The sequence below is a fragment of the Caulobacter sp. 1776 genome, assembly GCF_040545685.1.
Taxonomy (GTDB): Bacteria; Pseudomonadota; Alphaproteobacteria; order Caulobacterales; family Caulobacteraceae; genus Caulobacter.
Map to the genome: position 1 here is coordinate 709116 of NZ_JBEPMI010000001.1, position 25676 is coordinate 734791.

The 25676-nt window shown below is 68.1% G+C and carries 24 protein-coding genes; 15 read left to right on the plus strand and 9 right to left on the minus strand.

What is annotated here, in order from left to right; genetic code table 11:
* The first annotated feature begins 22 nt into the window (after positions 1 to 22).
* Both glmM and rhaT read left to right on the plus strand, forming a co-directional pair.
* The gene (gene glmM, locus ABIC66_RS03260; protein ID WP_354067948.1) at positions 23 to 1369 is read left to right on the plus strand and encodes a phosphoglucosamine mutase; all 1347 of its coding nucleotides are present in this window, start codon (positions 23 to 25) and stop codon (positions 1367 to 1369) included.
* A gap of 99 nt (positions 1370 to 1468) precedes the next feature.
* Complete coding sequence (gene rhaT / locus ABIC66_RS03265; RefSeq protein WP_354067949.1) at positions 1469 to 2533, plus strand: L-rhamnose/proton symporter RhaT; 1065 nt, start codon at positions 1469 to 1471, stop codon at positions 2531 to 2533.
* 87 nt (positions 2534 to 2620) lie between these two features.
* Here the strand turns inward: rhaT and ABIC66_RS03270 are convergent, their stop codons facing one another.
* Positions 2621 to 3367 carry a DUF6065 family protein gene (locus ABIC66_RS03270; protein ID WP_354067950.1) on the minus strand — a complete coding sequence of 249 codons (747 nt, stop codon included), beginning with the start codon at positions 3365 to 3367 and terminating at the stop codon, positions 2621 to 2623.
* Positions 3368 to 3649: 282 nt separating this feature from the next.
* On the opposite strand from ABIC66_RS03270, the gene ABIC66_RS03275 reads away from it, so the two are divergent.
* The 4 genes from ABIC66_RS03275 (at position 3650) to ABIC66_RS03290 (ending at position 6261) form a co-directional block, all read left to right on the plus strand.
* Positions 3650 to 4156 (plus strand): prolyl-tRNA synthetase associated domain-containing protein, encoded by a 507-nt coding sequence (locus ABIC66_RS03275; protein ID WP_354067951.1) that lies wholly within the window; start codon positions 3650 to 3652, stop codon positions 4154 to 4156.
* 288 nt (positions 4157 to 4444) lie between these two features.
* A complete protein-coding gene (locus tag ABIC66_RS03280) occupies positions 4445 to 5344 on the plus strand; it encodes a tetratricopeptide repeat protein (RefSeq protein WP_354067952.1) in 900 nt (299 codons plus the stop codon).
* Between the two features lie 10 nt (positions 5345 to 5354).
* On the plus strand, positions 5355 to 6035 hold the full coding sequence (locus ABIC66_RS03285) for an LON peptidase substrate-binding domain-containing protein (protein WP_354067953.1): 681 nt from the start codon (positions 5355 to 5357) through the stop codon (positions 6033 to 6035).
* Positions 6036 to 6060: 25 nt separating this feature from the next.
* Complete coding sequence (locus ABIC66_RS03290) at positions 6061 to 6261, plus strand: Trm112 family protein (protein WP_354067954.1); 201 nt, start codon at positions 6061 to 6063, stop codon at positions 6259 to 6261.
* Between the two features lie 108 nt (positions 6262 to 6369).
* Here the strand turns inward: ABIC66_RS03290 and ABIC66_RS03295 are convergent, their stop codons facing one another.
* Positions 6370 to 7626, minus strand: a complete 1257-nt coding sequence (locus ABIC66_RS03295) for a UbiH/UbiF/VisC/COQ6 family ubiquinone biosynthesis hydroxylase (protein ID WP_354067955.1) — start codon at positions 7624 to 7626, stop codon at positions 6370 to 6372.
* 46 nt (positions 7627 to 7672) lie between these two features.
* The gene (locus ABIC66_RS03300) at positions 7673 to 8371 is read right to left on the minus strand and encodes a MarC family protein (RefSeq protein ID WP_354067956.1); all 699 of its coding nucleotides are present in this window, start codon (positions 8369 to 8371) and stop codon (positions 7673 to 7675) included.
* Between the two features lie 83 nt (positions 8372 to 8454).
* Between ABIC66_RS03300 and pyrF the strand changes: the two genes are divergently transcribed.
* Both pyrF and ABIC66_RS03310 read left to right on the plus strand, forming a co-directional pair.
* On the plus strand, positions 8455 to 9144 hold the full coding sequence (gene pyrF, locus ABIC66_RS03305; RefSeq protein WP_354067957.1) for an orotidine-5'-phosphate decarboxylase: 690 nt from the start codon (positions 8455 to 8457) through the stop codon (positions 9142 to 9144).
* A gap of 2 nt (positions 9145 to 9146) precedes the next feature.
* The gene (locus ABIC66_RS03310) at positions 9147 to 9470 is read left to right on the plus strand and encodes a low molecular weight protein tyrosine phosphatase family protein (RefSeq protein WP_354067958.1); all 324 of its coding nucleotides are present in this window, start codon (positions 9147 to 9149) and stop codon (positions 9468 to 9470) included.
* Between the two features lie 2 nt (positions 9471 to 9472).
* On the opposite strand, the gene ggt is transcribed toward ABIC66_RS03310, so the two are convergent.
* Positions 9473 to 11173 (minus strand): gamma-glutamyltransferase, encoded by a 1701-nt coding sequence (gene ggt, locus ABIC66_RS03315; protein WP_354067959.1) that lies wholly within the window; start codon positions 11171 to 11173, stop codon positions 9473 to 9475.
* Between the two features lie 63 nt (positions 11174 to 11236).
* On the minus strand, positions 11237 to 13483 hold the full coding sequence (locus tag ABIC66_RS03320; protein WP_354067960.1) for an FG-GAP-like repeat-containing protein: 2247 nt from the start codon (positions 13481 to 13483) through the stop codon (positions 11237 to 11239).
* A 198-nt stretch (positions 13484 to 13681) separates the two neighbouring features.
* On the opposite strand from ABIC66_RS03320, the gene ABIC66_RS03325 reads away from it, so the two are divergent.
* Positions 13682 to 15556 (plus strand): alpha/beta fold hydrolase, encoded by a 1875-nt coding sequence (locus ABIC66_RS03325; protein WP_354067961.1) that lies wholly within the window; start codon positions 13682 to 13684, stop codon positions 15554 to 15556.
* 178 nt (positions 15557 to 15734) lie between these two features.
* Here the strand turns inward: ABIC66_RS03325 and ABIC66_RS03330 are convergent, their stop codons facing one another.
* Entirely contained in the window at positions 15735 to 16601 is an 867-nt protein-coding gene (locus ABIC66_RS03330; RefSeq protein ID WP_354067962.1) for a LytTR family DNA-binding domain-containing protein, read from the minus strand.
* 108 nt (positions 16602 to 16709) lie between these two features.
* On the opposite strand from ABIC66_RS03330, the gene ABIC66_RS03335 reads away from it, so the two are divergent.
* Complete coding sequence (locus ABIC66_RS03335) at positions 16710 to 18524, plus strand: FAD-binding oxidoreductase (protein WP_354067963.1); 1815 nt, start codon at positions 16710 to 16712, stop codon at positions 18522 to 18524.
* Positions 18525 to 18753: 229 nt separating this feature from the next.
* On the opposite strand, the gene ABIC66_RS03340 is transcribed toward ABIC66_RS03335, so the two are convergent.
* The gene (locus tag ABIC66_RS03340; protein ID WP_354067964.1) at positions 18754 to 19197 is read right to left on the minus strand and encodes an ester cyclase; all 444 of its coding nucleotides are present in this window, start codon (positions 19195 to 19197) and stop codon (positions 18754 to 18756) included.
* 42 nt (positions 19198 to 19239) lie between these two features.
* Positions 19240 to 19452, minus strand: coding sequence for a DUF1674 domain-containing protein (locus ABIC66_RS03345; protein WP_354067965.1), 213 nt, complete (start codon positions 19450 to 19452; stop codon positions 19240 to 19242).
* 97 nt (positions 19453 to 19549) lie between these two features.
* Here ABIC66_RS03345 and ABIC66_RS03350 point away from each other — a divergent pair, with 97 nt between their 5' ends.
* The 5 genes from ABIC66_RS03350 to ABIC66_RS03370 all read left to right on the plus strand — a co-directional run bounded on the left by ABIC66_RS03350 (position 19550) and on the right by ABIC66_RS03370 (position 24142).
* On the plus strand, positions 19550 to 19963 hold the full coding sequence (locus ABIC66_RS03350) for a hypothetical protein (RefSeq protein ID WP_354067966.1): 414 nt from the start codon (positions 19550 to 19552) through the stop codon (positions 19961 to 19963).
* Positions 19964 to 20013: 50 nt separating this feature from the next.
* The gene (locus tag ABIC66_RS03355) at positions 20014 to 21297 is read left to right on the plus strand and encodes an RsmB/NOP family class I SAM-dependent RNA methyltransferase (protein ID WP_354067967.1); all 1284 of its coding nucleotides are present in this window, start codon (positions 20014 to 20016) and stop codon (positions 21295 to 21297) included.
* A 147-nt stretch (positions 21298 to 21444) separates the two neighbouring features.
* Positions 21445 to 22104, plus strand: a complete 660-nt coding sequence (rpe, locus tag ABIC66_RS03360) for a ribulose-phosphate 3-epimerase (RefSeq protein WP_354067968.1) — start codon at positions 21445 to 21447, stop codon at positions 22102 to 22104.
* Positions 22105 to 22113: 9 nt separating this feature from the next.
* Complete coding sequence (locus ABIC66_RS03365) at positions 22114 to 23847, plus strand: heparinase II/III family protein (protein ID WP_354067969.1); 1734 nt, start codon at positions 22114 to 22116, stop codon at positions 23845 to 23847.
* 52 nt (positions 23848 to 23899) lie between these two features.
* On the plus strand, positions 23900 to 24142 hold the full coding sequence (locus ABIC66_RS03370; RefSeq protein ID WP_354067970.1) for a hypothetical protein: 243 nt from the start codon (positions 23900 to 23902) through the stop codon (positions 24140 to 24142).
* Between the two features lie 62 nt (positions 24143 to 24204).
* Here the strand turns inward: ABIC66_RS03370 and ABIC66_RS03375 are convergent, their stop codons facing one another.
* Positions 24205 to 25512, minus strand: coding sequence for a GTP pyrophosphokinase (locus ABIC66_RS03375; protein WP_354067971.1), 1308 nt, complete (start codon positions 25510 to 25512; stop codon positions 24205 to 24207).
* Between the last annotated feature and the right edge of the window lie 164 nt (positions 25513 to 25676).

A 25676-nucleotide genomic window follows, 5' to 3' on the forward strand; every position in this document is an offset into this window, starting at 1 on the left:
CAAGACGAGACCAGAACACGCCATGAGCAAGCGCGCCTATTTCGGCACCGACGGCATCCGGGGCCAGGCCAACAAGCATCCGATGACGGCCGAGGTGGCCCTGCGCGTGGGCCTCGCGGCCGGCAAGCTGTTCCGCTCGCAGGACGACCGCCGCCACCTGGTGGTGATCGGCAAGGACACCCGGCTGTCGGGCTACATGATCGAGCCGGCCCTGGTCGCGGGCTTCACCAGCGTCGGCATGGACGTGCGGCTGTTTGGCCCTCTCCCCACGCCGGCCGTGGCGATGATGACCCGCTCGATGCGCGCCGACCTGGGCGTGATGATCTCGGCCTCGCACAACGATTTCGCCGACAACGGCATCAAGCTGTTCGGCCCCGACGGCTACAAGCTCTCCGACGCGCAGGAGCTGAGGATCGAGGCCCTGATGGACGAGGGCCTGCAGGAGGGCCTGGCCACGCCCCGCGAGCTGGGCCGCGTCAAGCGCATCGACGACGCCCAGGCCCGCTATATCGAGATCGTCAAGGCGACCTTCCCGCGCCACCTGAACCTGTCGGGCCTGCGCGTCGTCATCGATTGCGCCCACGGCGCCGCCTACAAGGTCGCTCCCGAGGCCCTCTACGAACTGGGCGCCGAGGTGTTCCCGGTCGGGGTGGCGCCGAACGGTACGAACATCAACGCCGAGTGCGGCTCGACCCATCCCGAGGCCATGGCCCGGATGGTCCGCGAATACCGCGCCGACATCGGCATCGCCCTGGACGGCGACGCCGACCGGCTGGTGATCTGCGACGAGAAGGGCGTGGTCGTCGACGGCGACCAGATCATGGCCATCATCGCCGGCGCCTTCGCCAAGGCCGGCACGCTGAAGGCCGGCGGCGTCGTCGCCACGGTGATGTCGAACCTTGGCCTCGAGCGCTATCTCGGCGGCCTGGGCCTGACGCTCGAGCGCACCGCCGTCGGCGACCGCTACGTGATGCAACGCATGCGCGAAGGCGGCTTCAACCTGGGCGGCGAACAGTCGGGGCACCTGATCCTGTCGGACCTGTCGACCACCGGCGACGGCCTGATCGCCGCCCTGCAGGTGCTGGCGGTGATGATCCAGACCGGCCAGCCGATGAGCGTCCTGGGCCGCCAGTTCGAGCCCGTGCCGCAACTCTTGGAAAACGTCCGCTTCGCCGGTGGCAAGCCGCTGGAGGCCAAGACCGTCAAGGAGGCCATCGCCGACGGCGAGAGCCAGCTGAACGGCGCCGGCCGCATCGTCGTCCGCGCCTCGGGCACCGAACCCTTGATCCGCATCATGGCCGAGGGCGACGATCCCGCCCTGGTCAAGAAGGTGGTGAAGTCGATCGTCTCGGCGGTGAAGGCGGCCTGATCCCGCCCAGCGTCGCCTTGGGGCTAGCCTTCTCGCCAGAAAACTCCATCATGTAGAAAATCGTCTCATATTTTGAGATGAACATGAGGGAGGGAAGCGATGATCGCCAACCCGTTGCTGGGCGTCATCTTCCATTGGCTGGGCGGCCTGGCCTCGGCCAGCTTCTACGTGCCGTACCGGGGCGTGCGGCGCTGGTCGTGGGAGATCTACTGGCTGACGGGCGGGATCTTCTCCTGGCTGCTGGCCCCCTGGCTGTTCGCGGCCCTGCGCACCCCCGACCTGCCCGGCGTGATGAGCCAGGTCCCGCCCAATGTCGCGGGCCTTTGTATCCTGTTCGGCGTCCTGTGGGGGTTCGGCGGCCTCGGCTACGGCCTGACCATGCGCTATCTGGGCCTGTCGCTGGGCATGGCCGTGGTGCTGGGCCTGTGCACCGTGTTCGGCACGCTGATTCCGCCGCTGGTGCGCGGGACCTTCGCCGAGGTGCTGCTGGGCTCGACCTCGGGCCGGATCATCCTGCTGGGCCTCGTCATGACCTTGGCCGGCATCGTCGTGGTCGCCTGGGCGGGGGCCAAGAAGGACGGCGACCTGTCGCCCGACCAGAAGCTGGCCGCCGTCGCCGAGTTCGACTTCAGGAAGGGCCTGGCGGTGGCGATCTTCTCCGGGATCATGTCGGCCTGCTTCGCCTTCGGCCTAGCGGCGGGCGAGCCGATCAAGGCGCTGGCCGCCGCGGCCGGCGCCGGGCCGCTGTGGACCGGCCTGCCGACCCTGTGCCTGGTGATGTTCGGCGGGCTGATCACCAATGGCATCTGGTGCGCCATCCTGATCGTCAGGAACAGGAGCGCCGGCCAATGGCTGGGCCGAACGGCCAACGAAGGCGAGCGCCCGCCCCTGCTGGCCAATTGGCTGCTGAGCGGCCTGGCCGGGACGGCGTGGTACTTCCAGTTCTTCTTCTACACGATGGGCGAAAGCCAGATGGGCAAGTTCGGCTTCTCCAGCTGGACCCTGCACATGGCCAGCATCATCATCTTCGGCACGTTGTGGGGCTTTGCCTTCAAGGAATGGAAGGACGCCCGCCCGGCCGTGCGCAACATGGTCTGGAGCGGGGTGGCCCTCTTGGTCGGGGCCACCGTGGTGATCGGCTACGGCAACATGCTGGGCCGGTAGGGACGTAAATCCGCCGCCAAAAGGATCGTGTCATCCCGGAAGCCTCGCAGAGGCTATCCGGGACCGCCGGGATGGCAGGTTGAGGGCCTAAATCCCCACCTTCGGCGACTTCATCCGCCGCTTGTTGACGTGGTGGCTGGGGGCCTCGGCCGCGATCTCCTCGGGATATTCGCCCTTGAAGTAGAAGCGCTGCCAGGCCTCCTTGGTGGCCTCGGGATCGCGCTTGAAGATCAGGGCGTTGAACTCGCTGCGCTTCTCGGCCCAGACGTCGTACTGGCGGCGCAGTTCGGGGTTTGAGTTCATCGAGCGGATCACCGGCTGGAACGCCTCCATCGGCTTGTCCTGGATCAGCATGATGAAGCAGAAGGTCTCGCCCTTCTCGAACCGCACCGTGCCGGGCCGGGTGAAAATCCAGTTCATCGTGAACGGGAACGGCAGCCAGTCGGTCTCGATCACGCCGGCCAGAGGCTGGATACCATCCTTGACGTGGTTGGGCGGGCCCATGGCCATCAGCGACCAGCCCGGCGGGGTGCGGAACAGATAGCCGGTGTGGAAGGTCACCACCCCCCGCGTGAAGTGCGACTTCACGAAGTCGGTAAAGCCCGGATACGGGTGGTCGGGCTGGAACTTGATGCACTCCTGGTGCGCCCCGCCGTCCCAGGTCATCGAGAAGCCGACCGGGCAGATGATGTCCCAGCCGGTGGTGTTGGCCATGGTCAGCGGCAGGCAACGATAGGGGTGGCGCTCGGCGAACCGATCCATCCAGGCGCGTTGAGGGCGGCCCGGCACGATCTCCGGCGGACGGTTCTCGGTGGGATAGCACTCCAGTTCCATGCCGGTCCTTTGCTTGGTCTTCCTGCCCTAGATGTTCTGGTCTAGCGCTCGTGAGGCGAGGCCGTCCAGCGTCCCGAGCCCTACCCCGATCGCCGCCCTATTCAAACCGCTCTCCCTGGCGAAAGCCGGGGCCCAGATTCACCCAGGGAGACTCGGGTGATCGCGCCCTTTCTCAGCGTCAGGACAACAATCGCTCCGGGTTGGATCTGGGCCCCGGCTTTCGCCGGGGAGAGCGGGTTTTGGAATTGGAAGGCAGCGCCAAGCCCCGTAAACAGCCTCCTCATGAAGACCCGTTCCGACCTGTTCGCCTTCTTCGACGCGCACGGCGTCGCCCACACGACCCTCGACCATCCGCCGGTGTTCCGCGTCGAGGAAGGGCTGGAGATCAAGAAGGCCCTGCCCGGCGGCCATACCAAGAACCTGTTCCTCAAGGACGCCAAGGGTCAGCTGTGGCTGATCTCGGCTTTGGGCGAGACGCGGATCGACTTGAAGCGTCTGCACACGGTGATCGGTTCGGGCCGGCTGTCGTTCGGCCCCGAGGCGATGATGGTCGAGACCCTGGGCGTCACCCCCGGCTCGGTCACGGCCTTCGGCCTGATCAACGACGCCGGTCGCCAGGTCCGCTTCGTGCTGGACAAAGCCCTGGCGCAAAGCGACCCGGTCAATTTCCATCCGCTGGGCAACGACGCCACCACGGCGATCTCCCAGGCCGACTTCCGCAAGTTCCTGGCCGCGCTGGGGATCGAACCGATGATCGTCGACTTCGAAGCGATGGAAGTCGTCGCCTGAGGTAAGAAGCCCATCTCAAGAAATTGTCTTCCTAGGCCTTGTGCCTAGGACCCATGGCGCGGCTTGGCTCAGGCTCTCCAAGGAGAATACGGCGATGTGGGCGGGCTTTCGATCGACGCAGCAACACCCGAGCGATGGGTCCTAGGCACAAGGCCTAGGAAGGCGGGTTTGGTTGGGCTTTGGGTGCAAACCCTGTGCCTTTGCCACGAACGGAGCGTTGCGAAGTCGACCGTCAGGGACCATCTTGGCGGCTGACGCGTTCCCCACCTTGAGTACACGAGAGACCCGATGTCCCTGATCGGCGAAAAGCCCGCTGCCCCCCCCAAAAGCGAGCATATCAAGGACGGCACGGACGCCAGCTTCATGGCGGACGTGATCGAGGCCTCGAAGACCCAGCCCGTCATCGTCGACTTCTGGGCCACCTGGTGCGGCCCGTGCCGCCAGCTGACCCCGGCGCTGGAAAAGGTCGTCGGCGCCGCCAAGGGCGCGGTCAAGCTGGTCAAGATCGACGTCGACGCCAATCCGGGCTTCGCCGGCCAGCTGCGCGTGCAGTCGATCCCGACCGTCTACGCCTTCGTGGACGGGCGTCCGGTCGACGCGTTCCAGGGCGCCCTGCCCGAGAGCCAGGTCAAGGCCTTCGTCGAGAAGCTGATCGGCCCGGCCGGCCCCAGCGCCATCGATGATCTGGTCGCCATGGGCAAGGAATCGCTGGAGATCGGCGACATCGGCGGCGCGGCCCAGGCCTTCGCCCAGGCCCTGCAGACCGATCCGACCCACCTGAAAGCGCTTGGCGGCATGGCGCGCGCCTATCTGGCCGGCGGCGACCTGGAGGGCGCGGCCGAGGTGGTGGCCATGGCCCCCGCCGACGCCAAGGACCCTGACCTCGACGCCGCCCGCGCCGCCCTGGCCCTGGCCGAGAGCGCGCCGTCCGAGACCGCCGCCTTCGAAAACCGCCTGGCCGCCGATCCCGACGACCACGAGGCCCGGCTGGAGCTGGCCAAGGCCCTGGCCGGGGCCGGCCGCCTGCAGGAGGCGGCCGACCATCTTCTGACCATCATCGCCCGCGACCGTGCGTGGAACGACGACGCGGCGCGCAAGCAGCTGCTCACGGTGTTCGAGGCGGCGGGTCCGACCTCGGAGGTGGCCAAGCAAGGCCGGCGGCGGCTGGCGTCGATCCTGTTCAGCTAGGGAGCAACGGATGCCGGGGAACTATCGCAAGCTTGGCGATCTGCCGCTGGTGATCCCGGTGTTCCCGCTGGACGGGGCCTTGCTGCTGCCCGGCGGCCAGCTGCCGCTGAACATCTTCGAGCCGCGCTATCTGAACATGCTGGATGACGCCATGTCGGGCGAACGGATCATCGGCATGATCCAGACCCGCCCCCATGTCGCGGCCAAGGGTGACGAGCCGAATCGCCCCGCCTTGGCCCCCGTCGGCTGCGCGGGCCGGGTGACCAGCTTCGCCGAGACCAGCGACGGCCGCTACCTGATCACCCTGACCGGCGTCTGCCGCTTCCGGGCCGGCGAGGAGCTGCCGGTGCGCACGCCCTATCGTCAAGTCCGCGCCGACTTCACGCCGTTCGAGCCGGACCTGCGCGAGGACGGGGCCGGCACGCGCACCGCCGCCGACATCGACCGCCTGCTCTCGGCCCTGCGGCGCTATCTCGATCACCGGGGCCTGGCCATCGACTGGGGCGACGCCGAGAGCGCGCCGTCGGACGCGCTGATCAACAGCCTGGCCATGGCCTTGCCGTTCGACCCGATGGAAAAGCAGGCCCTGCTCGAGGCCGAGACCATCTTCGAACGCAAGGCGACCTTGACCGCCCTGCTCGAGATCGACGCGGCCGGAAGCGACGATGACGAGCCGACCTCTATTCAATAGAAGACCGGGCCAGTAAGAGGGGCGCATGACCACCGAAGCCGCTCCGCCCCCCGTCGATGTCGATCCGCGCCTGCTGGAAGTGCTGGTGTGCCCCGTGACCCGGGGACCGCTGGAGTACGACCGCGCCAAGGGCGAACTGATCAGCCGCGCCGCCAAGCTGGCCTATCCGATCCGCGACGGCGTGCCGATCATGCTGCCGGAAGAGGCCCGGGAACTGGAGGCTTAGCGGTCCTCCCCCACCTGATCGCTTCGCGATCGTCCGCCCCCAAAGGCGGGCGGAAGGTTGACCGTCTTCCCCCTCCGGGGGAGGAGCGCCGCAGGCGCGGAGGGGGCCTTAAAGGCTGTCGCCCCGCAGCAGCTTCGGCAGGTCGCCCACCCCGCCGCCAGCCTCGTGCATGAAGAACCGCCGCGCCGGGGCGATGCGATTGACCACCGCCAGGCCCGCGCCGCGCGCGACCCGCAGCAGCGGATTGTCGTTCGAGAAGATCCGCACGAAGGCGTCGAAGGCCACCGCGTTGCTGACGGTGTCGAACCGCCGCCAACGGGCGTAGCGCTCCAGCACCGCCTCCGAACCGATGTCCTCGCCGCCGCGAACCGCCTCGACCAGCACCTCGGCCAGGGCGGCGGCGTCCTTGAGGCCCAGGTTCAACCCCTGCCCGGCGATCGGATGCACCCCGTGGGCGGCGTCGCCGATCAGGGCCAGGCGCGGAGCGACCATGCGCTCGGCCAGGGACAGCGACAGCGGATAGACAAAGGTCGGGCCCTCGAGGCTCACCGTCCCCAGGAAGTCGCCGAACCGCCGCATCAGGTGGGCGTGGAAGGCCTCGGACGAGGCATTGCGCAGGGCCTCGCCACGCGCCGTGCTCTCGGTCCAGACCAGGCTAGCGCGATTGTCGGTCAGCGGCAGGATGGCGAACGGGCCGCTGGGCAGGAAATATTCGTGGGCCACGCCTTCGTGCGGCTTTTCCATCCGCACCGTGGCGACGACGCCGGACTGGCCATAGCCCCAGCCGATCTGGCCGATGCCGGCCGCCTGGCGCAGCACCGAACCCCGCCCCTCGGCGCTGACCGCCAGCGGCGCTGACAAGACCCGGCCGTCGGCCAGGGTCAGGCGCGCGCCGTCGGGAGCGACGTCCAGGTTCTTGGCCGCCATCGGCGCGATGACCGGGATCGCCCTCTCGGTCACCGCCTGGGCCAGGGCCTGACGGATGCGGCGATTCTCGATCAGATAGCCCAGCGGCTCACCTTCGATGCGGCCCGAGATCTCGCTCGAGTCAAAACGCAGGAAGGCGGGCGAGGCCTTGCGGGCCGCCGCGCCGGGCGTGCGGCCGTCGGTGACCAGGATCTGCTCGATGCGCTGGGCGTGGGGGGCCAGGGCCTCGCCCGCCCCGATCGCGCGCCACTGGCGGAACGAGGAATAGGCGATCGCCGAGCTGCGCCCGTCGAAGCTCGGGGCCAGCTGGGCCTCGAACGGCTGGGGGTCGACCAGGAGCGGCCGGAGGCCGCCCGACACCAGCGCCAAAGCCAAGGTCGAGCCGGCCATGCCGGCGCCCGCGATGATCACATCAGCGTCGTGGGGGGAGGCGCGCATGGCGGAGATATGGGCTCTCGCGGTCGGGGCTGTCCAGCGCCGGCGGCTACTTATGGTCCGTCGCATAGGGCGCCTGGGCGTCCGGCAGGATCAGCCCGCGGGTGGCGTCGCCGACGCCCATCAGCACGAACTGCACCGCCAGGGCGCAGAGGATCAGGCCCAGCACCCGGACCACGATGCTCATGCCGATGCGGCCGAGGGCCTTGCTGATCAGCGGCGCGGCCCAGAAGGCGGCCACCACCACGGCCGAGACGGCGGCGATCACCGCCACCCCGATGCCGGCCCCCGCCAGGCCCAGCGGCTTGGCCTCGGCGGCGTAGATGATCACGGTCGAGATCGCGCCCGGCCCGATCAGCAGCGGCATGGCGAACGGCACGATCAGCCGTTCGAACCGCTGGCGGGCATAGGCGCGCGGCGACTGGTCCTCGATCCCCTCGGCCGCGTCGGCGAACATGGTGGTGAAGTCGTCGCGGACCATGTCCAGGCCGAGGATGAACAGGATGATGCCGCCGGCGATCCGGAAGGCCTGCATCGAGATGCCGAAGAAGGCCAAGAGGCCCACCCCGGTGAAATAGAAGAAGATCAGGAACGCGGTCATGAACAGGCCGATATAGACGGCCACCATCCGCCGCCCCGCCGCGGCCGCGCCCAGGGTGGCGGCGGCGAACAGCGGCACGTTGCCGATCGGGTCGATCAGGGCGAACAGCGCGACGAAGAAGTTGACGGCGAGTTTGGCCTCGGTCATTCGACGTCCTTACCTTTCGCTGCGCTCGACCCTACGCCCTTCCTAGGGCGGACGACCGCGCGCGCCAACCCCGGGGACAAGACATGACCGCCGATCCGCGCCTGATCGTTCCGCTGGACCTGCCCACCGTCGCCGAGGCCCGCGACATGGTCGAGCGGCTGGGGGATGCGGTGTCGTTCTACAAGATCGGCCTGGAGCTGCTGGCCAGCGACGGCATGACCCTGGCCCGCGAGCTGAAGGCCAGCGGCAAGTCGATCTTTCTCGATTGGAAGCTGCACGACATCGGCGCGACCGTGGAGCGCTCGGCCCGCGTCCTGGCCCAGAGCGGCTGCGACCTGCTGACCGTCCATGCCGAGCCGCAGGTGATGAAGGCCGCCGTTCAAGCGCGCGGCGGCTCATCCCTGAAGATCCTGGCCGTCACCGTGCTGACCAGCCTGACCGACGCCGACCTTCTGGAGATGGGCTACGCGTTCGGGGCCCGCGACCTGGTCGAGCGCCGGGTGCGCCAGGCCCTGGAGTGTGGGGTCGACGGGATCGTCTCGTCACCTCATGAGGCCGCCTTGGCCCGCGAGATCGCCGGCCCGGGGTTCCTGATCGTGACGCCCGGCGTGCGCCCGTTCTGGTCGGCCAAGAACGACCAGGCCCGCGCCGCCACGCCCGAAGCGGCGATTCGCGCCGGCGCCAGCCACCTGGTCTGCGGCCGCCCGATCACGGCGGCCAACGACCCGCGCGAGGCGGCGCTGAAGGTGGTCGCGGAGATCGCGGGGCTGTAGGCGTGAACGTCCTCTTCGTCTGCAGCCAGAACAAGCTGCGCAGCCCCACGGCCGAGCAGGTGTTCGCCAACTGGCCGGGGATCGAGGTCGCTTCCGCCGGTCTGGATGACGGCTGCGGCAATCCGGTGACGCCCGAGGCCCTGGAATGGGCCAACCTCGTGCTGGTCATGGAGCAAGCGCACCGCAACAAGCTGTCGCGTCGCTTCAAGCCGCACCTGAAGAATGCGCGCGTGATCGTGCTGGGAATCCCCGACGACTACGAGTTCATGGATCCGGAATTGGTCAGGATCCTGGAGGCGAAGGTCCCGCAGTTTCTACGGCGGTAGGCCTAGTTCACCACCATCGCCACCCCGCGCGCCCGCGGATCCGCTTCCGGAACCGGTGTCCGGCCGACCATTTGGATGGCCTCGACGTCGCCGTTGTAGTCCTGGGTCACGGTCTTGTAGCCGCGCGCCGCCAACGCCGCCTTCAGGTCGTCGGAGGGCGGGGCGTAGGGCTCGTAGAAGATCGTGTTCTCGGGCAGCAGCTGGTGGTGGAAGCGCTGAGTCCGCTGGGCGTCTGACAAGGACAGGCCAAAGTCATAGACGTCGGCCAGCACCTGGAACACCGAGGTGAAGATTCGCGAGCCGCCTGGCGTGCCGACCACCATGGCCACCCGACCGCCCTTGGTCAGGATGGTCGGGCTCATCGAGGACAGCGGCCGCTTGTGGGGCGCGATGGCGTTGGCCGCGCCGCCGACCACGCCGAACATGTTGGGCGCGCCGGGCTTGGCCGAGAAGTCGTCCATCTCGTCGTTGAGCAGGAAGCCCGCTCCCTCGACCACCACGCCCGAGCCGAACCAGCCGTTCAGGGTGTAGGTGTTCGACACCGCGTTGCCCCAGCGGTCGACGATGGAATAGTGCGTCGTCTGCGGCTTCTCCAGGCCGGGGGCCACCGCCTTGGTCGGCGACGGCTTGTCCGGGTCGACTTCCTTGGCCCGCCGCGCGACATAGGCCGGATCGATCAGGTTGGAGACCGGGACCTTCACGAAGTCCGGATCGCCCAGATATTCGGCCCGGTCGGCGAACACCCGCTTCTCGATCTCCGAGACCAGGTGGACATACCGCGGTCCGTTCAAGGCGGCCCCTTTGAACTTCGGCGCGAGGTCCTGCTTCATCAGCAGGAGCTGCATCAGCGCGATGCCGCCCGAGCTGGGCGGCGGGGCGGTGATCACGTCGTAGCCGCGCCACCGGGCCGTCAGCGGCGCGCGCCAGACGGCCTTGTAGTTGGCGAGGTCGGCCTTGGTGATCAGCCCCTTCACGGGCCCGCGCGCCATCTGGGCGACGATCAGGTTGGCGGTCTCGCCCTCGTAGAAGCCCTTGTCGCCGCCCTTGGCGATCCGCTCGAGGGTGGCGGCGAGATCCGGCTGCTTGAACAGCGTCCCGACCTTCACCGGGCCGAAATGGGCCGAGAAGTTGGTGCGAGCGAACGACGGCGGGGCGTCCTTCAACATGCCGGCGAACTGGGCGTTCACGGTGAAGCCCTCGCGGGCGTAGCGGATCGCCGGCGCCAGCACCTTCGCCCACGGCAGCTTGCCGAACCGCTGGTGGGCCATGGCCAGGCCTCGCACCGTGCCGGGCGTGCCGACCGCGAGGTTGCCGAACAGCGACAGGCCGTCGACCGGCTCGCCGTCCTTGCCCAGGTACATGTCGGCCGAGGCCCGCGCCGGCGCCGTCTCGCGATAGTCCAGGAAGTAGGGCTTGCCATTCACGTACAGGGTCATGAACCCGCCGCCGCCCAGATTGCCGGCCTCCGGATAGGTGACCGCCAGGGCGAACCCCGTCGCCACCGCCGCGTCGACCGCGTTGCCGCCGGCCTTGAGGATTTCCTGGGCGGCCAGGGCGCCGTAGCGATCGGGCGAGGCCACCGCCCCGGCGTTCAGGGCGCGCGCGGCGACGGCCTTGGACTTGGCGGGCGCCGCCAGCGTCGGCGAGGCGGTCAGCAGAAGGGCGGCCGTGACGGTCGCGGCGATCCGGGCGATCAGGCGCAAGGCGAGCCTCCGTGGACGTTGAATGGCCACGTTAGCCAGCCGTGAGGCCTTGGGAAACGCCCCTCAGCCCCCGCCGAAGACGAAGTCGGCCTTGTAGTAGCCCTTGGCCGGATCGAGGATGTCGATCGCGAACGGGGCCGAGCCGTCGGCCAGGTCGGTCAGCCAGGCCGCGTTGGAGCGGGCCATGACCCCGACATCCGCCTTCTCGGCCTCGGCCAGCAGCCAGCCGACCATCGCCGCCTTGGTCCCCAGGCCGTTCGGGCCATCGCCGCCGTAGCTGGCGAAATAGTCCACGCGCGTGTCGACCAGGGCGTGGACCTTGGCGTCGGTCGGCGTTCCGCCGAAGATCGCCGCATAGGCCTTCTTCGTGGCGTCGAACAGCGACAGCGCGCCGTAGTCCGTCGTGAACTTGGCGGCGCCCTCGCCGACCTTGCCCAGGTTGACCGCGAAATTGATGTAGCGGTTCTCGAAGTTGAAGCTCTGATAGTAGGCGCTGTTGAGGTTGTTGGGGTTGGGCCCGGTCGCCGAGACCAGGTAGTCGACGCCCGGCTGGCCCGGGATCTTGCCGGTGAAGAACAGGTAGCTCAGCGTCGCTACCGAGGTCGTCTGATCGGCGGCCTTGACCACCTCGGCGATGGCGCCGGCCTGGGTCATGGCGCCGGCGGAGATCTTGGCCGTGAGGTCGGCCGTCAGAACCCCGCCGGCGCCCGCCGCGGCGCTGGCCCGCAGCAGCGAGGCGACCGCCAATCCCACCGTGGCGTCGCCCAAGGCCATGCTCTTGTCGGCGAAGAGCAGGCTTTCGACATTGATCAACGTATCGGCGCCGTCGCGCGGATTGGCCCGCGTGTCGGTGACGGTCCAGCCGGACGCGCCGACCCCGATCGCGTAGTCCGACGCCAGGCCGCCATAGCGCGCCTCGTCGACGCCCGTCCCGCCGTCGATCCGGTCCGCCCCGGCGCCGCCGACCAGGATATCGGCCCCGTCGCCGCCGTTCAGCGCGTCGTCTCCCGCGCCGCCGAACAGCACATCGTTCCCGGCCAGGCCGTTCAGGGTCTCGTTCTGAGCGTCCCCGACCAGGGCGTCGGCCGAGGCCCCGCCGTTGGCCGTGGTCCCCGCATCGGCGGCCAGGTGCACGGTGATGTGCTCGGCGCCATCCCAAACGCCGCGCCAGGCGATCACGTCCGTGCGTCCGTCGCCGTTGACGTCGGCGGCCTGCAGACGATCGTACTGGGAGACGTTCAGCCAGCCTTCCGGCAGCTGAACGAAGCGCCCCGCGCCGTCGTTCAGGAACACCGCCTGCTTGTGGCTGTTCGACGCGACCAGATCGACATGGCCGTCGCCGTTGATGTCGATAAGCTGGGTGCGGGTGTACCAGTCCTCGGTCGCCTGGACCGGCAGGCGTTTGGCGGTCTCGTTGGCGAACCCGCCCTGGCCGTCATTGATCCAGACCTGGGTCGAGCCCGGCTTGAACAGATCGACCACCGTGGTCAACACCAGGTCCAGCTTGCCGTCGCCATTCAGGTCGGCCGCCTTGGCGTCGATCACGGTTTCGGTGGCCCCGTTCTTGGGCATGGCGAAGGCCGACAGCGCCGAGAAATTGCCCTTGCCGTCGTTCTTCAGCAGGCGCGCGGTCTGGGTCTGGGTTTCGTTCGGCGTCAGCAGCAGGTCGAGATCGCCATCGCCGTCCGCGTCGAACAGCACGCTGGCTGGCGAATTGTACTGCCCGGCCACGATATCGGCCGGCAGGCCCGCGCGACTCAGGGTGAAGTTGGCCGAGCCGTCATTGACCAGGAAATACGGGGCCTCTTCGGTCCCGCCGTTATAGTTGCCGACATAGAGATCCAAGTCGCCGTCGCCGTCGATGTCGCCCGCGGCGGCCGAGTGACTGTAGTCGGCCAGGCTCGGCAGGCGCGACGTCGCGTTGACGAGGCCCGTCGCGCCCGAGGACAGGAACAACGCGTTGCGCGCGCCAGGAAACGGCGCGGCGTCGTAGCCGTGATCGGCGAAGAAGGCGTCCGCGCGGCCATCCTTGTTGAAGTCGGCCACCACGATCTGGCGTCCGTGCACCGTCACCGGCGGCTGGCCGGCGAATAGGGCGTCGGTCGAATCCGTGAAGCCGCCCGCGCCGTCGCCGGTCAGCACCCGGATCGGAACCGCGCGATCCTCCAGCGGATAGAGGAAATACGACAGCGCGACGTCGAGCTTGCCGTCGCCATTGAAGTCCGCGACAGCGATCTCGTGAACCGACGCCGCCGTGAAACCGGCGCGCAGCGCGAACGAAAGGTCCTGGGTCTGGAACTTGGTGGCCATGACGCGTTTTCCTGATCGCGAACGGAGCGACCCGGCGAGAGCTAGCCCGTCGAATCGGCCGCGACATCGCCGTTTGTAGGGTGTCGGCGTTCGTCGCTGGACGCCGCGCGCGGCGCGGGCCAAGGTCCGACGCGAACCCTCCGGTGCGTTTTGATTTTCCGAGGATTGCGTTGGTGGTGATGGTTTCGAGGGCGGCGCTTGGCGGACGATGATCCCGCTGAGGAGCCTCGCCTGGCGCCCTTTCTGCGGGCGGTGCTCGAGGACGCCCAGGCCGTTCTGGCGACGGCTCGGGCCGCGCCCGACACCTTGGGCGGCCTGATCGAGACCGACGCGGCCGAGGCTGAATTCCTTCCCCTGTTCGACGCCCAGAGCATCGCGGCGGCGGTGCTGGACGCGCGCGGCGCGGTCCAGGCCGCCTCGGGCCTGTTCGCGGACGAGCACGGCGAGCGTTACATCGACACGGGCCTGGTCCAGCGCGCGCTGCGCTCGGGCAAGCCGGTGGTGGTCCCGGTCGCCATCGACGGCGACAACGGTCCGGAATCGGTGATCTTCGTCTACGCCTCGGCCGCCGTGGCGTTTCCGCTCTGGCATCTGCCGCCGGACCTGCTGGCCGAAACGCCGACGGGCAAGGTGGTGGTGCTGACGACCCTGGCCGCGCGAACGGGGCCCCTGGAGCGGGCCTGCGCCGCGTTCGGCCTGACGGCGGCGCAGATCCGCGTCGTCCAAGCCGTCGTCCGCGCGGGCTCGATCAAGGCGGCCGCCGAGCGTCTGGACATATCGCACGTCACCGCCCGCGAGGCGCTTTCGGACGTCTATCGCCGCACGGGCGCGCGCCGCTTGCCAGAGCTCGTCGGCCTTCTATCCGGGCTGGCGTTCGGATTTTTGCCGTCGCAGTCCGACCATGCCCCGCTTCTGGTCGACGTCTGGGGCCTAACGCGGAAGCAGGCCTCGATCACGGTCCTGATCGCCAGCGGCGCCTCGCGGGAGGAGGCGGCCCGCACCCTGGGTCTGTCGGTGGCGGTCGTGCGCAAGGACCTGGAGCAGATTTTCGCCGCCCTGCGAGTGGGCTCGGCCAGCGAGCTAGCCCGGACGGTGTCGACCATCAGCGCCCTGGCCGCCCTGCTGGGCGCGACCCGGGGGCGATTGGGCTTCGCCGATCCGCGGGCGGAGCCGTTGCGGCTGCTGCCCCGGGCGGACGGGACGCGCATCGCCTGGAGCGACTACGGCCCGATCGGCGGCAAGCCGGTGATGATCGTCCATTCCAGCATGACGTCGCGTCTGGCCCCGTCCGGCCTCGTGGCCGCTCTGCAGGCCGCGGGCTTTCGGGTTCTGTCCATCGACCGGCCGGGCTTTGGCATGAGCGACCCGATTCCAGGTCTGCGGGCGGGCGAGCACGATCCGTTCGACACGGCCGCCACGGATCTGATCGCCCTGCTGGACGCCCTGCGGCTGCCGGCCATCGACATCGTGGCGCGCGGCGGGGCCCAGGCGGTGCTGGCCCTGGCCAGGCGCGCGCCAGAGCGGATCGGCCAGGTCGTCCTGGTCAATCCGGATCCGCCCGCCGGCGCGGACGGCCGCCGGCACGGTCCGCTGGGCGCCTTCAAGGAGGCCTATCTTCGCCGACCGGAACTGATCGGAACCTTCGCGCGCCTGCTGGCGGGAAGCCTGACCCGGGAGCGGTTGCATCGCATGGTCGTGCAGTCGATGCGTGGCAGCCCGCCGGACGAGGCCGCGTGCGCCGACCCACGCTTCGCCGAGGACTATTGGCGGTCGGTGCGCATGCTGGCGACCGGACGGATCGAGGGCTATGTCAACGAGCAGGTGGCGATCGCGCGCGGCGGCAAGCTCCCGCCGTTGCTGGGGGCGCGATGGTCGGTCCTGATCGGCGCCCACGACACCATGCACGACCCCGACCACGTCGAGCGCTATTGGCGCGAGGCGCTGCCGGACAGCCGGTTCGACCGTGTGGCCGACGCCGGACGGTTCCTGGCCATGACCCATCCCGAGCGGGTGGTCGAGGCCCTGCTAGGGAGAGTCGGCGAACAAGGCTCCGTCATTCCCGCCCTGAAATGACGAAGATAGACCGTGGCAGGCAAAGCCTAGCGCCAACGCCGAAAGCGGACAGGCCGGTGGTCTGCTCGGGGCGGATGGCGGCCGTTGGCGTGGTGGCCGGATCAAGGCCGGTTCGCGCCCGATGCGAACCGAAGCTCGCCTAGTCTAAGGTCCGGGTCGGATGGACAGCCTATAGAGCTCATACTTGGACAAGGAGCTCCGAGCGCCTCAGGGCGCTCAACGCTTGCGGGAACCTGCGCGAGAGGAGGGCTTCGACCCCGCTGTCCAGCTCGATCGTCCAGTCGCCAGAGCCCGCCGCGGTCATGCCGCGCACCCGCAGCGGATTGACCAGCCACGAACGGTGGGTGCGCAGGAAGCCGTGCGGCTTCAGCTGCTCCTCGACGCCGGCGAGCGTTGCGCGCATAAGCGGCTTTCTGCCATCGGCGAGGTGGAACTCCACGTAGTTGCCGGCGGATCGGGTGGCCACGATGTCGGTCACTGGCGCGCGGATGAGCCGGCTACCGCCGTCGCGGATGTCAAGGACCGGCCCGAACCGTCTGGCCTTGGCTGCGTCGGCCCGCTCCCACATCTGGGCGAACTGGCCCGCCGCCCATGTGAGCGCGAGCACGAAGGCGTAGCCCCTGAGGTCCTTTGGGTACTCGTAGGCGAGGTCGAGCTTGCCGGCAAAATGGCCGCCAAACGCCAGAAAGACCAGCTTTCTGAGGCCCCAGAAGCCCCCGACGTGGACGAGGCAGTATACCCCGGTCGCCGGCGCGTGCGCCGCAAGGAACCTCAGCCAGCCGCGAAAGGCGCGACCAGGCCGCGCGAGCTTCAGCATCCACGCGACAAAGGGAACTAGCGCGATGGTGAAGACCGCGCTCGAGTACTCACAGACGTAGGGCCTGATCGGGTCGAAATGGACGCGCGCGCGGGTGAGTTCGGTCGTCTGCGAGATCGCGTTGATCGTGGTGTTGATCAGGTAGAAGACCGAAAGCGCGCACCACAGCATGAGAAACACGTGACGCCGACGCCAGCCGACCGTACCGAATTCCGCGCCGCTCGTCACAGCCGACCTCCGCCTGTCCCAGCCCCGACGCCAGTCGTCATCCGACGCTTGCCGCTTGCATCAGCGTCGCCGTAGGCAGCCAGTCTACGTGATCGCCGGAGAATCGCCATGGAACGCAGGACGTTTCTGACGAGCGCCGCCGCCCTTCCGCTGATGGGGTGCGCAGCCTCGACGCTCGTGCTCGCGGCGGCTGGCCGGTCGTTCCGCCGCGTGCGCCCAGGTGATCCCGGCTGGCCCTCAGACGCCCAATGGGAGGCGCTAAACCGCACCGTCGGCGGCGTTCTCGAAAAGCCCGTCTCGCCTTATGGCGCGTGCGGCGTCGCGGGCGGCGCAAAAGATTGCGCCGGGCTCATTCCCGAGCTCACCAATCCCTTCTGGCTCGGCGACCAAGCCGGCGCGACGCAGGCCTACGGATGGCTCAACGCGTGGACGACAGCGCCCAGCGCCTGGGCCGTACGCGCGCGGAACGCGTCAGACGTCGCCGCCGCGGTCAACTTCGCCCGCGAACACCACTTGCGCCTGGTCGTCAAAGGCGGCGGCCACAGTTACCAGGGGACCTCCTGCGCATCGGACTCGCTGCTCGTCTGGACCCGCGCGATGAACCAAGTCGAGCTCCACGACGCCTTCGTCCCCAAGGGCTGCGAGGGAACGGTGGAGGCGCAGCCCGCGGCCTCGATCGGCGCTGGCGCGGTCTGGATCGACGCTTACTACGCAGTGACCATCAAGGCCGGCAAGTACGTCCAGGGCGGCGGCTGCACGACCGTGGGTGTCGCCGGCCACATCCAGTCGGGCGGCTACGGCTCGTTTTCGAAGGCGTATGGCTCAGCCGCCGGCAATCTGCTCGAGGCCGAGATCGTCACAGCCGACGGCAAGATTCGGGTCGTCAATGCCTGCACCGACCCTGACCTCTACTGGGCGATAAAGGGCGGCGGTGGCGGCGCCTGGGGCGTCATCACCCGTGTCACGGTGAAGATGCACGAAGCGCCGACCTCGTTCGGGTACTGCGTGGGCCGCATCCGAGCGAAATCGGATGAAGCGTATCGACGCCTGCTGGCGGCCTTCTTCGACCTCTACGCCGACGGTCTCTTCAACGCCCATTGGGGCGAGCATGTCGTGATCGGGCCCAATAATGCCCTTGCGTTAGTGATCGCCATGCAAGGCCTCACCGCGGACGAGGCCACCGCGGTTTGGAAGCCTTTCCTCGACTGGGTGAAGGCGAACACCAGCGACTTCGACGTCATCGACGAGCCCGAGATCGTCTCGCGCGAATTCCGCACGCTCTGGGATCCGGCGTTCTGGAAGACGGACACGTCGATCACGTCGATGAAGTTCGACCCGCGGCCCGGCGCGCCGGACTATCATGCCTGGGGGCGCGGCGACGGCGAGCAAACATCCATGATGCTTCACGGATACGAGTCGGTCTGGCTCCCCGCCTCGCTGCTGCAGCCGGAGGAACGACCGCGCCTCATCGATGCGCTCTTCAACGCGAGCCGCCACTTCGGAGTCGGCCTTCACTTCAACAAAGGTCTCGCCGGCGGGACGCCCGAGCGCATCGCCGACGCGCGCAACACAGCGACCAACCCCGAGGCGGTGACCGCCTTTGCGCTCGCCATCACCGCGACTGGCGACTCGCCGCCGCTACCCGGCTTGCCGAACAACGCGCCGGACATGGCCGAGGCCGAACGCCACGCCCGCGCCATCGACGCCGCCAACTATGAACTCCTCAAAGTCGCGCCTCAGGCCGGCTCCTACGTCTCGGAGAGCAACTACTTCAACAAAAACTGGGGCCACGCGTTCTGGGGCTCGAACTACGCGCGTTTGAAGGCGGTGAAGCGCAAATACGACCCCGCAGGTCTCTTCTTCGTTCACCACGGCGTCGGGTCGGACGAGTGGTCGGCGGACGGGTTCGAGCGGTTGGCTTAGCGCGAGAGCGGATCCAAAAGCAGACGCGCGGAATTCCGGCTATGAGCCCCTTAGCGGCCTACTCCGAGACTCGACTTCAATGTCCGCTAAGGGTCGGAAGCACGTTGGCTCTGTCGCCGATCTCCGACCTTCAGACCTTCACCACAAGCAATTGTCGGTCTCGGATGGCGCACGCCCTTGTGGCGGGAATGACGAAGGTTTGGCGGTCTCGGCTGAATACCGATCTCCCCTACCCCAGCTCCAGCGCCCGCAGCACCGCGAACTGGTCGTAATAGGGTCGCTCGCAGATGATCTTGTCGCCGCCGGGCGGGAACTCGAAGGTGGCGGCCATGCGGATGCGGAACGGCTTGCCGGTGGGCTCGACCGTGCGCTCGGGAAGCCGCAGCGGACCCAGGTGAGTGCCGGTCAGCCAGAACTCGACCAGCACCGTGTCGCCGTCGTGAGCGATGGCGATGATCTCGTTGCCCTGGTCGGGGAAGGGCGTGCGCGAGGCGGCGAAATAGCCGCGCACGGCGGTCTCGCCGTCGAAGACGGTCCCGGGCCCGTGCATCTCGTAGCGGGGATGGTCGAAGGTGGCGATCACCGCGTCCCAGTCGTGGACGCACTCCAGGGCCATGTGGTCGCGTACGACCTTCAGGCGCCTCTCGGCGAGATCGGCGTCGAGATCAGGCATGGCTTCCTCCCACGGTTTTTCGGAAGCCTGGCCCCATCGGCCTCAGAAGTCGACCGCGACGCCCTTCTTCTCCCAGTCGCCGAAGCGGGTCGGCTCCGGGCCGTCGCGGCCGCCCTTTTCCGGCGGCAGGGCCTGGGCGGCTTCGGCGGCGCGGCGGGCGGCGGCCTCCTCCAGCGCGCGGCGGGCGGCGGGGCTCAGGGCCTTGTCCGGCGCGGCGCCGGGCGGACGATCGGAAGGGGAGGAGAGATCAGCCATCACCGAGGTTTAGCATCATCGCCCCGGCGCGCGCCATCTTGCCAGTGTTCGACCCTTGGCTTTAAATATCGGCGTTACCTGATCGGGGGATCTTCACATGAACAACAGTCGTTGGCCGCACGCCTTCTTCGCCGCCGCCGCGCTCTACGCGATGATCGGGGTCTGCTGGGGCCTGGCCATGGGGGCCACCCATAACCACGCCACCTATTCGGCCCACGCCCACCTGAACCTGCTGGGCTGGGCCAGCCTGGGCTTGATGGGAACCTACTACGCCATCCTGGGCCAGGCGGTGTCCAAGTGGGTGAAGCTGGCCAACTTCGTCCTGTCGAACCTGGGCGTGCTGCTCATGATCCCCGGAGTCTACATGTACCTGGGCCAGGCCGGGCCGCCGGCGCTCTACGGTCCGATGATCGGCATCGGAAGCCTGTTGGTCGCCACCGGCTTCCTGGTCTTCGTCGTCACGGTGATCATGGGCCTGTTCCGGCCCGCCTCGCCCGCCGCGACGGCCTGACCGCGCGGAATCCGCTTGCGCTCGCGGCCGCCTCTTGGCACGGCGGGGCGGTGACTCAAGAACTGAACGACGGCCTCCCCGCGCGAGAGGCCGCCCTGACCCTGATCGACGCGGCCCTGTCGCGTCGCGGCGGCATCGACGAAGCCGCCTCCGCCAACGGTTTCCGTTTCCTGGAGCCGCGCGAGCGCGCGTTCGCCCGCGCCCTGGCCATGGCCGTGCTGCGCCATCTGGGTCCCATCGACCGGGCCCTGGCCGCCAAGCTGCAGAAGGCCCCGCCGGATCGGGTCATGCACCTGCTACGCCTCGGCGCGGCCCAGGCCTTCTATCTGGACGTCCCGGCTTTCGCCGCCGTCGCCACCAGCGTCGAGCTGGCCGGGGCCAACAAGGCCAGCCGCCCCTTTAAGGGCCTGGTCAACGCGGTGCTGCGCGGCCTGCTGCGCGACGGCCCGCCGGGCGACGATCCGACCCTGCTAGCCCCGCCCTGGCTGATGTCGCGCTGGACCGCCGCGTTCGGCGAGGCCGCGGCCCGCGAGATCGCGGCCCAGATCGCCATCGAGCCGGCCACCGACCTCTCCCTCAAGCCCGAGGCCGATGCGGAAGCCCTGGCCGAGGTGCTGGAGGCCGAGATCCTGGACGGCGGCTCGCTACGCGTGCGCCGCAAGGGCGACGTCGCCGCCTGGCCGGGCTTCGAGGACGGGACCTGGTGGGTGCAGGACGCCGCCGCCGCCATCCCCGCCCGCCTGCTGGACCTCAAGGCCGGCGACAGCGTGCTGGACCTCTGCGCCGCCCCCGGCGGCAAGACCCTGCAGCTGGCCGCGACCGGGGCCCGCGTCGTCGCGCTCGACCGCTCGCCCGCGCGCCTGAAGCGGGTGGCCGAGAACCTGGAGCGCACCCACCTTTCCGCCGAGGTCGTCGCCGCCGACGCCGCCGTCTGGGAGGACGCGCGGACCTTCGACGCCATCCTGCTGGACGCCCCGTGCAGCGCCACGGGCACCTTCCGCCGCCATCCGGACGTGCTGTGGGCCGCCCGTCCCGGCGACGTCGCCAGCCTGGCCGGCGTGCAGTCGCGGATCCTCGACAGCGCCGCCGACCGCCTCAAGCCCGGCGGCCGCCTGGTCTATTGCGTCTGCTCGCTGGAGCCCGAGGAAGGCGAGGGCCAGGTCGAGGCCTTCCTGGCCCGCCGCCCGGACATGGTCCTGGAGCCGATCGCGCCCGGCGAAGGCGGCGCGCCCGAGGCCAGCCTGACCCCGCGCGGGACCCTGCGCCTGCTGCCCCACCAGCGCGACGGCGGTCAGGACGGCTTCTTCGCCGCGCGTTTCCGTAAGGCTGAATAAACTGTCATCCCGGCCAAGCGCGTAGCGCGCCGAGCCGGGACCGCGACAGGCGCCGAGTATCCGGCGGTCCCGGGTCTGCGCTGCGCTCCGCCCGGGATGACAGCCTATGCGGATGACAGATTCAGCTGGGGCGGTTATCCCAGGACCATGACCGCGCCGATCATCGCCCCGTCCATCCTCGCCTCCGACTTCGCCAAGCTCGGCGAGGAGGTCGCCGCCATCGAGGCGGCCGGCGCCGACTGGGTGCATGTCGACGTGATGGACGGCCACTTCGTGCCCAACATCACCCTGGGTCCCGACATCGTCAAAGCCATCCGCCCGCACGCCAAGATCCCGTTCGACGTGCACCTGATGATCAGCCCGGCGGATCCCTATCTCGAGGCGTTTCGCGCCGCCGGGGCCGACATCATCAGCATTCACCCGGAAGCCGGCCCGCACCTGCATCGCAGCCTCAAGCGGATCCGCGAGCTGGGGGCCAAGGCCGGGGTGGTGTTCAACCCCTCGACCGGGATCGACCACGTCGAGTGGATCCTGGAGGACGTCGACCTGCTGCTGGTCATGTCGGTCAATCCCGGCTTCGGCGGCCAGAGCTTCATCCCCGGCCAGCTGCGCAAGGTCGAGGCCCTGCGAAAACTGGTCGACAAGGCTGGGCTCGACATCATCATCGAGGTCGACGGCGGCGTCACCCCGGCCACCGCCCCGCAATGTATCGCGGCGGGGGCCACCGCCCTGGTCGCCGGCTCGGCGGTGTTCAAGGGCGGGCGCGAGGCCTATGCCGGCAACATCCGCGCGCTGAAGGGCGGCTGATCACACCCGATGGCCGTCAAGCGTTCCGCCCACGGCTCCAGGTTTTCCGCGCCCCTCAAGCGCGGCGACGTCCTGTGGCGGGCGGTCGGCGCCGAGGCCGCCGGCCACGTCGAGCGCGAGTGGTTCGGCTCCGGTCCGCATCGCCTCGTCCTGTCCCTGCCTCGTCCCGAAGGCCTGGCCGCCCGGCCGCACGACCCGCGTCCGGCCGACGCCGAACAGGGCAAGAAGATCCTGGCCGGGGTCATGACCCTGGACGGCGGCATCCTGCGCCTGGGCGCCGAGGGCGACCCGTTCGACACCGCCAGCCCCTCGCGCCGCTTCGCCGTCAGCCTGCACCGCTTCGACTGGCTGCCCGACCTGGTCGCCGCCGGCTCGGACGGCGCCCGCCGCGCCCTGCGGCTGATCGACGACTGGCGGCGGGTGTTCGGCAAGTGGAACGGCTTCTCGTGGTCGGCCGAGTGCATCGAGCGGCGGGTCTTCCACCTGGCCTGCGCCGCCAAGGCCCTGTCCGCCGAGGGCAGCGACGCCGAGATCGCCGACCTGACCCTCGACATCGCCCGCCAGGGCCGCCACCTGACCGAGATCCGGCGCGCGCCCGAGCGGGCCTTGGAGCGCGCCGTCGCCGCCACGATCGCCGGCTGCGTCCTAGCCGGCAAGCCGGGCGAGGCGTTGATCGACAAGGGCCTGAAGGCCTTCGCCAAGCATATCGACGTCATGGTCCTGCCCGACGGCGGCCACGCCACCCGCTCGCCGGAAGCGGGCGTGGAGCTGCTGTTCGACCTCCTGACCCTGGACGACGCCCTGGGCCAGCGCGGCCGCCCCTCGCCGGAAAGCCTGTCGCGCGCCATCGACCGCCTGTCCACGGCCGCCCGGTTCTTCACCCTGGGCGACGGCCACCTGGCGGCCTTCCACGGCGGCGAGGCCATCGCCCCGGCCGTCATCGCCGCGGCCCTGGCTCATGACGACGCCGGCCCGCGCCCGCTGAACGCCGCCCCGCACAGCGGCTATCACAGGATGGTCGGCGGCAGCCTCGAGGTGATCGCCGACTGCGGCCGCCCGCCCGCCGGCCCCCTCAGCGTCGCCGCCTGCGCCCAGCCGGCGGCGCTGGAGATCGTCTGCGCCAAGGACCGCCTGATCACCAGCTGCGGCTGGAGCCCCGAGGCCGCCGGCGCCCACGCCTTCCGCCTCAGCGACGCGGCCTCGACCGTCTCGGTCGGCGACGGCTCGGCCGGCCGGCCGCTGTCCGGCTTCCGGGCCCGCGCCCTGGGCGCCTGGCTGGTCGACGGCGCCACCCAGGTCGAGGCCAAGCGCCACGACGACGTCGGCGGGGTCTGGCTGGACATCGTCCACGACGGCTGGCGCCATGTCGGCCTGACCCACGCCCGCCGCCTGTTCCTGGACGCCGTCAATGACGAGCTGCGCGGCGAGGACAGCCTGACGCCGATCGCCGCCGAGCCCGGCGCGGCGGATGGCCCGCGCCGCTACCTGCCGTTCGCCGTGCGCTTCCACCTGCACCCCGAGGCCCGGGCCTCGATCGCCCGCGACGGCAAGAGCGTGCTGATCCGCGGCCCCAACACCATCGGCTGGTGGCTGCGCAACGACGCCGTCGACGTCGAGATCGCCCCGAGCGCCCACTTCGACCACGGCCTGGCCCGCAAGGCCGGCCAGGTGGTGCTGAAGAGCCAGGTCCGCCCCGAGGTCGGGGCCAAGATCCGCTGGAAGCTGACCCGGGCGGAGGGCTAGGCCGATGGGCTTCGATCGAAGGCCGCCGCTGGATCCCGGGCGAGCGCGGCACGTGCCCGAGTTCACCGACGCCGAGATCTCCGAGGTCCTGGCCGCCCTGACGGCCCACGCGCCGGACGTGCTGGCGGTGCTGGAGCGCCAGGCACGGGAGCCGGGCAGCGTGGCGTCGGCGGACTATGACGACGCCTATGACCGGATGCTGACGTACCTGTTCGAGCGGGGGTACGTGCACACGCACATCGAGATGGCGATGGTGTTTCGGGCGGTGGTGGAGCGGGTTGGGCTTGGTGGCTAGCCTACAAGGTTCGGCAAAGCTCACGTGATAGAAGTCCATCCAATTTACGATCAGGAAGACCGCTATCGTCGCTTTTCGCTTACAAAACTAGAAGCCTCTTTGTATGCCTCGCTAAGCCCCGGCACGGTACTGAATGAAATTTCATTCAAAACAGAGGTCAAAGCATCAGCGGCGTCAATTAGATATTGACGGGCCGGTATTTCAATTCCGTGGACCAGCTGATTTCTAACGGATCGTGTCCACTTGAGAATGCTTGCAGCATCCGGACTCAAGGAAGCCTCTACCGCTATCTTCTCTATGCGAACCCCACTAGGCGCTCTCTCATCCCGTCGCCATAAAGTAAGAGTTCTCTCAAGAACAATCCACTTCGAAAGAAATCGGCCAATAACGTCAGACATCTCTCCGTCGGAGAATTTGCTCCCTACTATTGAGTCTGAGTGACGAATTCTTGATTGAATATAAGAATATTCCTTATACATTCCTGGATCTTTTGATAGAATAACGTCGATAATTTGATCCGATATCGCGTCGTCGTGGAAAAATACTTCCACGCCATTGAGAATCTCACCTACGGACTTCGGGCTTGCCTTCCCTGCAGCTTTTAGAAGTTCGTACAAAACGTCTACGCGGCCTATTTCCATGCTCATGCCCGCCGTGAGTTGGCGAGCCCAACGATCTAGAAAGGCCGCCAATTCGTAGTGACTGTCGAAGGGAGCCTCGGCATCGCTCAGCCTGCGCTCTAGCGCCCTCTGCAGCCGCTCCAAGGCGATCTCGCCAGAGAGAACGAGGCCATTTAGTTCGTCTAAAATAGCGTTTTCATCGCCTGATAGATTACCACTCTCTGGCTTATAAAGTAGGTCATGCTCGACCTCAGCCCACGCATGCATCAGCACCGAACCGACCTGCACCTCGACTCGAGCCGAGCAATACATCTTATCTCCTTCGTCCATACCCTTCTCAAGGAGAGTTATTCTGTAGTGATCAGCATGATATCCATCAAACCTCTTCCCACTCTTCTTTTTACCGCTCTCCGGAAAATTCTTTTCTTGCTCTACAAAGAAATTTTCATGGATAATGGCTTTCACCCTCTCCCGATCTGCTGGAAAATATAAGGCAACCCTCGCGCCGGCCAGATCGGCAATATCCCCCCTTATTTCGTCGGAACCCTTATATTTTCTCTGAGAATTTCTCTGAATGAGCTTCAACTTAAGCTTTGATGGCCTTTTCGCTCTGTAAGTTACTATTGCTCTAATACCACGAGCCTGAAGCAGAGATTCTATTTTTTGACTGCAAATACGAGCAGCCATCTGATAGAAATCATATTCTCTAGCGTATGCGGCCACAAAGCTATCTATCACGTGCGTAGACAAAGGTTCCCCTCCCAGGTCAAGTTGAGAGAAGCGCACCTAAGTCCGCAGCGCAAGTTGCGATAGCCATCTACGTGTTACTTTGAGCAACCCCCACCAGGACCAGAACCCTCCTCAAATCTCTTGGAGGTTGCAGCGTGCGGGGCGGGAAGGGCTTTCAACCGAAC